Origin of the sequence: Shinella sp. CPCC 101442, from assembly GCF_024704725.1 — a bacterium.
Taxonomy (GTDB): domain Bacteria; phylum Pseudomonadota; class Alphaproteobacteria; order Rhizobiales; family Rhizobiaceae; genus Shinella.
Genome location: NZ_JALIQS010000002.1, coordinates 97,485 through 109,896 on the forward strand (window position 1 = coordinate 97,485; position 12,412 = coordinate 109,896).

The window sequence follows — 12,412 nt, forward strand, 5'->3', positions numbered from 1 at the left end:
ACCTCATCTGAAACGCAAAAACGCCCGGATCACTCCGGGCGTTTTTGTGTGCGTTGACAGGCGGGGCTTTTGAAGCCCCTGCCCTTAACCCGCTTACTCGGCAGCCGCGCCCTCGCCGCCAGCGAGGTCCGCCAGCATCGGGGTTGCAACGCCTGCACCCGTCGACTTGCGGCGCTCGTCGAGGATCATCTCGTCGCGGGCCGTCGCGATGCGGCGGATCTGGGTCATCGTGCCACCGGTACCGGCCGGGATGAGGCGGCCGACGATGACGTTTTCCTTGAGGCCCTGCAGGCCGTCGGTCTTGCCGGCGATCGCAGCTTCCGTGAGGACCTTGGTGGTCTCCTGGAAGGATGCGGCCGAGATGAACGACGGGGTCTGCAGCGACGCCTTGGTGATGCCGAGGAGGACCGGATCGCCGTAAGCCGGCTTCTTGCCTTCCTCGATCAGGCCATCGTTGACGTCTTCCAGCTCGATACGGTCGATGTTGTCGCCGACGATGTACGTCGAGTCGCCAGCATCGGTGATCTCGACCTTCTGCAGCATCTGGCGAACGATCACCTCGATGTGCTTGTCGTTGATCACAACGCCCTGCAGTCGGTAGACTTCCTGGATTTCGTTCACGAGGTAGGAAGCGAGTGCTTCCACGCCCTTGATCGCCAGGATGTCGTGCGGCGCAGGATTGCCGTCGAGGATGTAATCACCCTTTTCGATGTAGTCGCCGTCCTGAAGGTGGAAGGGCTTGCCCTTCGGGATCAGGTACTCGACCGGCTCGACACCGTCTTCCGACGGTTCGATCATCACGCGACGCTTGTTCTTGTAGTCGCGGCCGAAGCGGACGGTACCGTCGATCTCAGCGATCACGGCGTGGTCCTTCGGACGACGGGCTTCGAACAGTTCGGCAACGCGCGGCAGACCGCCGGTGATGTCCTTGGTCTTGGCGCTTTCCAGCGGCGAGCGGGCAAGAACGTCACCCTGCGAGACCTTCTGACCGGGCTCGACCGAAAGGATCGCGTCGACCGAGAGCAGGAAGCGGGCTTCGCCACCGCGCGACAGCTTGGCGACGACGCCATTCTTGTCCTTGATGACGATGGCCGGCTTCAGGTCCGTACCGCGCGGCGTCGAGCGCCAGTCGATGACCGAACGCTTGGTGATACCGGTGGACTCGTCCGTCAGTTCGAGAACCGAGATACCGTCGACGACGTCTTCGAAGTGAACGGTGCCTTCCACTTCCGTCATCATCGGACGGGTGTAGGGGTCCCACTCGGCGAGACGCTGGCCGCGCTTCACCTTGTCGCCGTCATCGACGAAGATCTTCGAACCGTAGGCAACGCGCTGCGAGGACCGTTCCACGCCGCGCTCGTCCAGGATGGTGACCGCCATGTTGCGGCCCATCGCGACGAGTGCGCCATCGGAATTGCGCAGCATGTTGCGGTTCTTCATCTGCACCGTGCCTTCATACGATGCTTCCAGGAACGACTGGTCGACCACGGTCGCCGTGCCGCCAAGGTGGAAGGTACGCATGGTGAGCTGGGTGCCCGGTTCACCGATCGACTGTGCCGCGATGACGCCGACGGCTTCACCCATGTTGACGGGCGTGCCACGTGCAAGGTCGCGACCATAGCAGACGCCGCAGACGCCGGTCTGGATTTCGCAGGTCAGCGCCGAGCGGATACGGATCGACTGGATGCCAGCCTTTTCGATCTCGACGACGTCGGGCTCGAGGATCATCCGGCCCGCATCGACGATGCGAACACCCGTGACGGGGTGATCGATGTCATCAAGTGCGGTACGGCCGAGCACACGGGTGCCGATCGAAGCCACGACCTGACCGGCATCGACGATGGCGGTCATGGTAAGGCCGTTTTCGGTGCCGCAATCGACATGCGTGACGATGCAATCCTGCGCAACGTCGACGAGACGACGCGTCAGGTAACCGGAGTTCGCGGTCTTCAAGGCGGTGTCTGCGAGACCCTTACGGGCGCCGTGCGTCGAGTTGAAGTACTCGTTCACGGTCAGGCCTTCCTTGAAGTTCGAGATGATCGGCGTTTCGATGATCTCGCCCGACGGCTTTGCCATGAGGCCGCGCATGCCGCCCAGCTGACGCATCTGGTTCGGAGAACCACGGGCGCCCGAGTGGGACATCATGTAGATGGCGTTCATCGGCTTCTGACGACCGGTTTCCGGGTCGAACTCGACGGCCTTAATGCGGGCCATCATGTCTTCGGCAACCTTTTCGGTGGCCTTGCCCCAGGCATCGACGACCTTGTTGTACTTTTCGCCCTGGGTGATCAGGCCGTCATTGTACTGCTGCTCGTATTCCTTGACCAGGCTTTCGGTATCGCCGACGATCTTCGCCTTGGTTTCCGGGATGATCATGTCGTCCTTGCCGAACGAAATGCCGGCGCGGCAGGCATGGCTGAAGCCGAGCTGCATGATGCGGTCGCAGAAGATGACCGTGTCTTTCTGGCCGCAGTGACGGTAGACCGTGTCGATCATCTTGGAGATGTTCTTCTTGGTCATTTCCTGGTTGCAGGTCTCGAACGGCACGTTGACGTTCTTCGGCAGAAGTTCGCCGATGATCATGCGGCCAGGCGTCGTTTCATAAATCTTCGACACCAGCTTGCCGTCCGCACCCATGGTCTTGAAGCGGCCACGGATCTTGGCGTGCAGGGTCACGACCTTGTTTTCGAGCGCATGGTGCAGTTCGCCCATGTCGGAGAAGGCCATGCCTTCGCCCGGCTCGTTCTGGTTCATGATCGCCAGATAGTACAGGCCGAGAACCATGTCCTGCGAGGGAACGATGATCGGCGCGCCGTTTGCCGGGTGCAGGATGTTGTTCGTCGACATCATGAGCACGCGCGCTTCAAGCTGGGCTTCCAGCGAGAGGGGCACGTGAACAGCCATCTGGTCACCGTCGAAGTCGGCGTTGAAGGCCGTGCAGACGAGCGGATGCAGCTGGATGGCCTTGCCTTCGACCAGGATCGGTTCGAAGGCCTGGATGCCCAGGCGGTGCAGCGTCGGTGCGCGGTTCAGGAGAACCGGATGTTCGCGGATGACCTCGTCGAGGATATCCCAGACTTCGGGCTTTTCCTTTTCGACGAGCTTCTTGGCCTGCTTGACGGTCGAGGAGAAACCCTTGGCGTCGAGGCGGGCGTAGATGAACGGCTTGAACAGTTCGAGCGCCATCTTCTTCGGCAGGCCGCACTGGTGCAGCTTCAGTTCCGGACCGGTCACGATGACCGAACGGCCGGAATAGTCGACGCGCTTGCCGAGAAGGTTCTGGCGGAAGCGGCCCTGCTTGCCCTTGAGCATGTCGGACAGCGACTTCAGCGGACGCTTGTTGGCACCGGTGATGACGCGGCCGCGGCGACCGTTGTCGAACAGGGCGTCAACCGATTCCTGAAGCATGCGCTTCTCGTTGCGGATGATAATGCCCGGTGCGCGCAGTTCGATCAGGCGCTTCAGACGGTTGTTGCGGTTGATGACGCGGCGATAGAGGTCGTTCAAATCCGACGTCGCGAAACGGCCGCCGTCCAGCGGAACCAGCGGACGCAGGTCCGGCGGGATCACAGGAACGACCTTCATGATCATCCATTCCGGACGGTTGCCGGAGTCCATGAAGTTCTCGACGATCTTCAGGCGCTTCATCAGCTTCTTCTGCTTCAGATCCGACGTGGTTTCCGCCAGGTCCGAACGCAGGTCGCCAGCGATCCGCTCGAGGTTCATCGAGGCGAGCATCTCGAAGATGGCCTCGGCGCCGATCATCGCCGTGAACTGGTCTTCACCATATTCATCGACGGCGATCATGTATTCTTCTTCGGAAAGAAGCTGGTTTTCCTTGAGCGCGGTCAGGCCCGGCTCGGTCACGATGTAGTTCTCGAAATAGAGAACGCGCTCGACATCCTTCAGCGTCATGTCGAGCAGCGTCGAGATACGCGAGGGAAGCGACTTCAGGAACCAGATGTGGGCAACCGGAGCGGCGAGCTCGATATGGCCCATGCGCTCACGGCGAACGCGCGACAGCGTGACTTCGACGCCGCACTTTTCGCAGATGATGCCCTTGTACTTCATGCGCTTGTACTTGCCGCACAGGCACTCGTAGTCCTTGATCGGCCCGAAGATGCGCGCGCAGAACAGACCGTCGCGTTCCGGCTTGAACGTACGGTAGTTGATGGTTTCCGGCTTCTTGATCTCACCGTACGACCAGGAAAGAATCTTTTCCGGAGACGCGATCGAGATGCGGATGGAGTCGAACGTCTGCGCAGGCACCTGCGGGTTGAAAAGGTTCATGACCTCTTGGTTCATGCCTATCTCCTTCGTGGGCCAATGGCCCTCTGCTTAGCAGCCAATTGCGGCGATACCCGGGTGCCGCAAGGCTGCTTGAAACGGATGAGCCGCCCCCTGCCGTACAGGCGGGAGGCGGAAACGGTGCGCGCCTCGTCGGCGCGCACCTGATCAGATCACTCTGCCGCGTCGGGAAGCTGGCCGGCTTCCGCGTTCGGATCGATCTTGGAGTTCTCGAGTTCGACCGACAGGCCGAGCGAGCGCATTTCCTTGACGAGAACGTTGAAGCTCTCCGGAATGCCCGCCTCGAACGTGTCGTCGCCGCGCACGATCGCCTCGTACACCTTGGTGCGGCCCGCCACGTCGTCCGACTTCACGGTCAGCATTTCCTGCAGCGTGTAGGCGGCGCCGTAGGCTTCGAGTGCCCAGACCTCCATTTCCCCGAAGCGCTGGCCGCCGAACTGCGCCTTGCCACCCAGCGGCTGCTGGGTCACGAGCGAGTAAGGACCAATCGAACGGGCGTGGATCTTGTCGTCCACAAGGTGGTTCAGCTTGATCATGTACATGTAGCCGACAGTGACCATACGGTCGAAAGCCTCACCCGTACGACCATCGTAGAGAACCGACTGGCCGGAGGAAGCGAGACCTGCACGCTCCAGCATGCTGGCGACGTCGGGTTCATGCGCACCGTCGAAGACCGGCGTTGCGATCGAGACACCCTTGCGGGACTGCTCGGCAAGCTTGACCAGGGCGTCGTCATCGAAATGGGCGACTTCGTCCTTGGCTTCGCTCTCGTAGACTTCCGTCAGCTCGCGCTTCAGGTCCGAGATGTCCATGGTCTTGCGATACTCGTCGAGCAGGTCGCCGATCTTCTTGCCCATGCCGGCGCAAGCCCAGGCAAGGTGGGTTTCGAGGATCTGGCCGACGTTCATGCGCGAAGGCACGCCCAGCGGGTTCAAGCAGATGTCGACATGCGTACCGTCTTCGAGGAACGGCATGTCCTCGATCGGCAGGATGCGCGAGACGACGCCCTTGTTGCCGTGACGGCCGGCCATCTTGTCGCCCGGCTGGATCTTGCGCTTCACAGCGACGAAGACCTTGACCATCTTCATGACGCCCGGGGGCATTTCGTCGCCGCGCTGGACCTTTTCGACCTTGTCCATGAAGCGCTGTTCAAGGCGCGACTTGGATTCGTCGTACTGGCCACGGAGCGCTTCGATTTCGCCCTGAGCCTTCTCGTCCTCGAGTGCGAACATCCACCACTGCGAGCGGGGAAATTCGGAAACGACGGCGTTCGAAAGCTCGGTGCCCTTCTTGAAGCTCTTCGGACCACTCGTGGCGACGTGGCCACGCAGCATGTCGATCAGGCGGCCGTAGACGTTACGGTCGAGGATCGCCTGCTCGTCGTCACGGTCCTTGGCCAGACGCTCGATCTCTTCACGCTCGATCGCCATCGCACGTTCGTCCTTCTCCACGCCATGGCGGTTGAAGACGCGAACTTCGACGACCGTACCGAAGGTACCGGGCGGCATGCGCATGGAGGTGTCGCGAACGTCGGACGCCTTTTCACCGAAGATGGCGCGCAGAAGCTTTTCTTCCGGCGTCATCGGGCTTTCACCCTTCGGGGTGATCTTGCCGACCAGGATGTCGCCCGGCTGAACCTCAGCACCGATGTAAACGATACCGGCTTCGTCGAGGTTCTTCAGCGCTTCTTCCGAAACGTTCGGAATGTCGCGCGTGATTTCTTCCGGACCGAGCTTCGTATCGCGGGCCATGACTTCGAATTCCTCGATATGAATCGAGGTGAACACGTCGTCGGAGACGATGCGTTCGGACATCAGGATCGAGTCTTCGTAGTTGTAGCCGTTCCACGGCATGAACGCGACGAGCGCGTTGCGGCCGAGGGCCAGGTCGCCGAGGTCGGTCGACGGACCGTCCGCGATGATGTCGCCCTTGTTCAGAATGTCACCGACGGTGACCAGCGGACGCTGGTTGACGCAGGTGTTCTGGTTGGAGCGCTGGAACTTCTGCAGGCGGTAGATATCGACGCCCGACTTCGACGCATCGAGGTCTTCGGTGGCGCGGATAACGATACGCGTCGCGTCGACCTGGTCAACGACGCCGCCGCGGCGAGCCGCGATGGCAGCGCCGGAGTCACGGGCAACGATCGGTTCCATGCCGGTGCCGACGAACGGAGCTTCCGCACGCAGGAGCGGCACGGCCTGACGCTGCATGTTCGAGCCCATGAGCGCGCGGTTGGCGTCGTCGTTCTCAAGGAACGGAATGAGCGCCGCGGCCACCGAAACGAGCTGCTTCGGCGAAACGTCCATCAGGTTGATCTGGTCGCGCGGGGCGAGCATGACTTCGCCGGCATGACGGCAGACGACGAACTCTTCCGAGAAGGAGCCGTCCGAGCCGAGGACCGAGTTGGCCTGGGCAACGTGATACTTGGCCTCTTCCATGGCGGAGAGGTAAACCACGTCCGTCGTCACCTTGCCGTCCACGATCTTGCGGTACGGGCTTTCGATGAAGCCGTACTTGTTGACGCGGGCGAAGGTGGCGAGCGAGTTGATCAGACCGATGTTCGGGCCTTCCGGCGTCTCGATCGGGCAGATACGGCCATAGTGGGTCGGGTGAACGTCGCGGACTTCGAAGCCTGCGCGCTCGCGGGTCAGACCACCCGGGCCAAGAGCCGAAAGACGGCGCTTGTGGGTGATTTCCGAAAGCGGGTTCACCTGGTCCATGAACTGGGAGAGCTGCGAGGAACCGAAGAATTCACGAACTGCGGCGGCAGCCGGCTTCGCGTTGATCAGGTCCTGCGGCATCACCGTGTCGATTTCGATCGAGGACATGCGTTCCTTGATCGCGCGCTCCATGCGGAGCAGGCCGAGACGGTACTGGTTCTCCATCAATTCGCCGACCGAACGGACACGGCGGTTGCCGAGGTTGTCGATGTCGTCGATCTCGCCCTTGCCGTCGCGCAGCTCGACCAGCATCTTCACGACGGCAAGGATATCGTCCTTGCGCAGCGTGCGGACCGTATCGGCAACATCGAGGTCGAGGCGCATGTTCATCTTCACGCGGCCAACGGCGGAGAGGTCGTAACGCTCCGCATCGAAGAACAGCGTGTTGAACATGGCTTCGGCCGAATCCATGGTCGGCGGTTCACCCGGGCGCATGACGCGGTAGATGTCGAACAGAGCGTCCTGACGGTTCTCGTTCTTGTCTGCGGCGAGTGTCGAACGGATGTAGGCGCCGACATTGATATGGTCGATGTCGAGAATCGGGATTTCGTCGAAACCGGCCGACATGATGACGGGCAGGGTCTTCTCGTCGATTTCGTCGCCGGCTTCGAGATAGATCTCGCCCGTCGAGTAGTTGACGACGTCTTCGGCGAGGTAGTTGCCGTAGAGGTCCTCGTCGCTCGCCTTGAGAGCCTTGAGGCCCTTTTCGGAAAGCGTCTTCAGGAGGCGCGGCGTCAGCTTCTTGCCGATTTCGACAACCACTTCACCGGTGTCGGCGTCGATCATATCCGCGACGGCCTTCTGGCCCTTCAGCGCGTCGGGATTGAACGGAACGCGCCAGCCCTTGCCGTCGCGCTGGTAGAACGACTTCGTGTAGAAGGTCGACAGGATTTCTTCGCCGTCCATGCCAAGCGCCATGAGAAGCGACGTGGCGGGGATCTTGCGGCGGCGGTCGATACGCGCATGGACGATGTCCTTGGCGTCGAACTCGATGTCGAGCCAGGAACCGCGATACGGGATGACGCGGGCAGCAAACAGCAGCTTGCCGGAAGAGTGGCTCTTGCCCTTGTCGTGGTCGAAGAACACGCCCGGCGAACGGTGCATCTGGGAAACGATGACGCGCTCTGTGCCGTTGACGATGAACGTGCCGTTGTCGGTCATGAGCGGCATGTCGCCCATGTAGACGTTCTGTTCCTTGATGTCCTTGATGGACTTCGCGCCGGTATCCTCGTCGATATCGAACACGATGAGACGCAGCGTCACCTTCAGCGGTGCCGCATAGGTCAGGTCACGCTGGCGGCACTCCTCGACGTCGAACTTCGGCTGTTCGAATTCGTAGGAGACGAATTCGAGCATGGAAGCGCCGGAGAAGTCCGTGATCGGGAAGACCGATTTGAAAACGGACTGAAGGCCCTCATCCGGACGACCGCCGGCGGGCTCTTCAACCATCAGGAACTGGTCGTAGGATGCCTTCTGAACCTCGATGAGATTCGGCATTTCTGCGACTTCAGGGATTTTACCAAAAAACTTGCGTACGCGCCTACGACCGTTAAACGAAAGGGTCTGAGCCATCGTCGCTCCTTCAAAATTTGCATCCGGGCCTGCAACGGACGGGGTTCGCTGGCCAGTCGATCCCGTCTATCATGGGTTGGTTCAAACTCGTCTTGCCGCCGAACCACGGGCCGGATTGCCCAATTGCTCGGTAGAAGACCATCCTCTTGAAGAACCCATTACCCAAAAGCCGGTTTTCGCGGCTTTTGGGTAATCAGTTCGGAGGAATCATCAATGGGAGAGGGTCGAAACCCTCTCCCACCGCATTCCGATATTACTTAACGTCGACCTTGGCGCCGGCGTCCTCAAGCTTCTTCTTGAGGTCAGCGGCTTCTGCCTTGGAAACAGCTTCCTTGACAGCCTTCGGAGCGGCTTCAACGAGGTCCTTGGCTTCCTTGAGGCCGAGGCCCGTGATAGCGCGGACTTCCTTGATGACGTTGATCTTGTTAGCGCCGGCGTCAGCCAGGATAACGTCGAACTCGGTCTTTTCTTCTTCAACAACTGCAGCAGCAGCGCCGCCAGCAGCAGCAACTGCTACGGGAGCAGCAGCCGAAACGCCCCACTTCTCTTCCAGCAGCTTGGAAAGCTCAGCAGCTTCCAGAACGGTCAGAGCGGAGAGGTCTTCAACGATCTTTGCGAGATCAGCCATTGTGATAGTTCCTTATATTCGGTTCGAACTGGTATTGTTTGATTACAGCGAAAAACCGCCTCAAGCGGCTTCGTCCTTCTTGGCGTAGGCTGCGAACACGCGGGCAAGCTGGCTTGCCGGTGCTGCAACGACCGTAGCGACGCGCGTAGCCGGGGCTGCAAGCAGACCCAGAAGCTTTCCGCGAAGCTCGTCGAGCGAAGGCAGGGTCGCAAGCGACTTGACTGCTTCTGCGTCGAGTGTGGTCGCACCCATGGTGCCACCGAGAACAACGAGCTTGTCGTTGGTCTTGGCGAAATCCATGGCTACCTTGGGAGCAATCATCGGATCATTTGCGTAAGCAATGAGCGTCTGACCCTGGAAGAGATCAGACATCCCTTCCGACTCCGTACCCTGAAGGGCAATTTTGGCCAGGCGGTTCTTCGCGACCTTGACGGTACCGCCCGCAGCACGCATCTTCGAACGAAGATCGTTCATCTGCGCAACGGTGATACCGGCGTAGCGGGCCACGACAACCGAACCGGAAGCCTTGAAGACTTCGTTCAGCTCCGTGACGAATTCGCGTTTTTCCGCTCTTTCCACTGTGCCTATCTCCAGTTGACAGGACCGTGACTACTCACGGGACCTGCCGGGTTTACCTTTGCCGCCAGGGATCCGCTTCAAAAGGGATCCCGAGCGACGCTCGAGGATCCTGTCCCCCCGCGCTCGACCAGATGGCCGCGACACAAGGTAAGGTAGGTTCGAACCGAATTTCGGCGTCATCCGACGCTGAAGAAATCCAGGTCTCACCCCGTCTCATGCAGGCAACGTGATTAAGGTCTAACCACCCGCAATCTCGGACAGGAGTTCCGGGCTTTTGGCCCGGAAATTCCCGGCCAGACAAGGCCGGGAATTCTGTTGCGGTGCGGCCGGAGCCGGACCGAAAACTTAAGTGCCTAAATCAGGCAACCGTCGACGGGTCGATCTTGACGCCCGGGCCCATCGTCGAAGAGATGGCTACGCGCTTGACGTAGTTGCCCTTGGCGCCAGCCGGCTTCGCCTTGATGACGGCGTCGGCAAATGCCTTGATGTTCTCTTCCAGGGCCTTGGCGTCGAAGGAAGCCTTGCCGATGCCGGCGTGGATGATACCAGCCTTCTCGACGCGGAACTCGACAGCGCCGCCCTTGGATGCCTTGACGGCGCCTGCAACGTCCATGGTGACGGTGCCGACCTTCGGGTTCGGCATCATGCCGCGCGGGCCGAGAACCTTACCGAGACGGCCGACGAGCGGCATCATGTCCGGGGTCGCGATGCAGCGATCGAAATCGATCTTGCCGCCCTGGACGATTTCGACGAGGTCTTCGGCGCCGACGATGTCTGCACCCGCAGCCTTGGCTTCATCAGCCTTGGCGCCACGTGCGAAGACGGCGACGCGAACGTCACGGCCGGTGCCGTTCGGCAGGTTGACGACGCCGCGGACCATCTGGTCTGCGTGACGCGGGTCAACGCCGAGGTTCATGGCAACTTCGACGGTTTCGTCGAACTTGGCAATCGCACGCTCTTTCACGAGAGCGATGGCGTCCGAAAGGGCGACCAGCTTGGTCGGGTCGATGCCTTCACGGATCTTCTGGAGACGCTTTGCAATCTTGGCCATGATTAACCTACCACTTCCAGGCCCATGGCGCGGGCGGAGCCCTCGACCATTGCCATCGCGCCTTCGATGTCGGCGGCGTTGAGATCCTTCATCTTGGCTTCGGCGATCGACTTGATCTGAGCCTTGGTGAGCTGGCCGATTGCGGCGCCCTTGCCCGGGGTCTTCGAGCCGGACGTGACCTTGGCTTCCTTCTTGAGGAAGTAGGTGACCGGCGGCTGCTTCATCACAAAAGTGAAGGACTTGTCCTGGTAATAGGTGATGACGACCGGAATCGGCATACCTTTTTCCATTTCCTGCGTAGCCGCGTTGAACGACTTGCAGAATTCCATGATGTTAATGCCACGCTGACCAAGCGCAGGGCCAATCGGCGGGGACGGGTTTGCCGATCCTGCCTTGACCTGAAGCTTGAGCTGGCCTGCAACTTTCTTAGCCATTTTCTCTGCCTTTCAGAATGCGGCCGGTTTCCCGACCCATGATGCCGGTCCGAAGACCGGCGGCTGCGGTTGCGTGGTGCGGATTTTTGGCGCCCGGCTACAGCCGCCTCTCCTTCCACGCGATTGGCGGAAACCTCCGCTACCAACCCTCCGGAGAGGATTGGATTTTCTGTGGGCAGCGCCCGAAGACGCCGCCGAAATCAGATTTTCTCGACCTGGGCGTATTCCAGCTCGACAGGGGTGGCGCGACCGAAGATCGACACTTCCACCTTGAGGCGCGAACGCTCCTCGTCGACATCCTGAACGGTGCCGTTGAACGACGCGAACGGACCGTCGGAGACGCGAACCTGCTCGCCGATCTCGAAGGAGACCGAAGGCTTCGGACGATCGACACCGTCCTGGACCTGCGACAGAATGCGCTCCGCCTCGCTGTCCGGGATCGGGACCGGCTTGTTGTCGGAACCGAGGAAGCCCGTGACCTTCGGCGTATTCTTGATCAGATGGTACACCTCGTCCGTCAGGTTCGCCCGCACCAGCACGTAGCCGGGGAAGAACTTGCGCTCCGAATCGACCTTGCGGCCGCGACGCACCTCGACAACCTTTTCGGTCGGAACAAGAATCTTCTCGAACAGATGATCAAGACCCTTCTGGCGAGCCTTGTTCTCGATGTCCTCAGCGACCTTCTTCTCGAAATTCGAATAGGCGTGGACGATGTACCAACGGGAAGCCATGTTCATCTCCAACCGATCAAGCGGCAGCGCCGAGGACGAGGCCAATCAGCCAGCCCATCAACTGATCCGCAGCAAAGAAGAACACCGCAGCCAGGAAGACCATGACGAAGACCATGATCGTCGAGATCATCGTCTCGCGCCGCGAGGGCCAAGTCACTTTCTTCGTTTCGGAGCGTACCTGCTGCAGAAACGCAATCGGATTCGTTTTCGATGCCATTGAATGTCCACGCCATTACGGCACGTAAAGCTGAACTATCAGCCCCACGCACCGCGTGTCTGTTTTGCCCTACATAAAGCCCGATTCCCTTTTTCACAAGAGGCAACCAAACTTTTAACGAATCTAGACGGTCAACCGTCATGCCACCATCACAGACGCTGCAAGTGGTCCG

The 12,412-nt window shown here is 60.4% G+C and carries 8 protein-coding genes; all 8 read right to left on the reverse strand.

Annotated features, from left to right (window positions below; genetic code table 11):
* Positions 1-93: 93 nt before the first annotated feature.
* The 8 genes from rpoC to secE all read right to left on the reverse strand — a co-directional run bounded on the left by rpoC (position 94) and on the right by secE (position 12,240).
* Positions 94-4,305: a DNA-directed RNA polymerase subunit beta' gene (rpoC, locus tag MUO32_RS05685; protein WP_257947274.1), complete on the reverse strand. Its 4,212-nt coding sequence runs from the start codon at positions 4,303-4,305 to the stop codon at positions 94-96.
* Between the two features lie 155 nt (positions 4,306-4,460).
* Entirely contained in the window at positions 4,461-8,600 is a 4,140-nt protein-coding gene (gene rpoB, locus MUO32_RS05690) for a DNA-directed RNA polymerase subunit beta (protein WP_257947275.1), read from the reverse strand.
* A 253-nt stretch (positions 8,601-8,853) separates the two neighbouring features.
* Positions 8,854-9,228, reverse strand: a complete 375-nt coding sequence (rplL, locus tag MUO32_RS05695; RefSeq protein ID WP_069059044.1) for a 50S ribosomal protein L7/L12 — start codon at positions 9,226-9,228, stop codon at positions 8,854-8,856.
* A gap of 60 nt (positions 9,229-9,288) precedes the next feature.
* Positions 9,289-9,807, reverse strand: a complete 519-nt coding sequence (gene rplJ, locus MUO32_RS05700) for a 50S ribosomal protein L10 (protein WP_257947276.1) — start codon at positions 9,805-9,807, stop codon at positions 9,289-9,291.
* A gap of 358 nt (positions 9,808-10,165) precedes the next feature.
* The gene (gene rplA, locus MUO32_RS05705; protein ID WP_257947277.1) at positions 10,166-10,858 is read right to left on the reverse strand and encodes a 50S ribosomal protein L1; all 693 of its coding nucleotides are present in this window, start codon (positions 10,856-10,858) and stop codon (positions 10,166-10,168) included.
* Between the two features lie 2 nt (positions 10,859-10,860).
* On the reverse strand, positions 10,861-11,292 hold the full coding sequence (rplK, locus tag MUO32_RS05710; RefSeq protein WP_257947278.1) for a 50S ribosomal protein L11: 432 nt from the start codon (positions 11,290-11,292) through the stop codon (positions 10,861-10,863).
* 200 nt (positions 11,293-11,492) lie between these two features.
* Positions 11,493-12,023 carry a transcription termination/antitermination protein NusG gene (gene nusG, locus MUO32_RS05715; protein WP_257947279.1) on the reverse strand — a complete coding sequence of 177 codons (531 nt, stop codon included), beginning with the start codon at positions 12,021-12,023 and terminating at the stop codon, positions 11,493-11,495.
* Positions 12,024-12,039: 16 nt separating this feature from the next.
* Positions 12,040-12,240 (reverse strand): preprotein translocase subunit SecE, encoded by a 201-nt coding sequence (gene secE / locus MUO32_RS05720; protein WP_257947280.1) that lies wholly within the window; start codon positions 12,238-12,240, stop codon positions 12,040-12,042.
* Positions 12,241-12,412 lie beyond the last annotated feature (172 nt).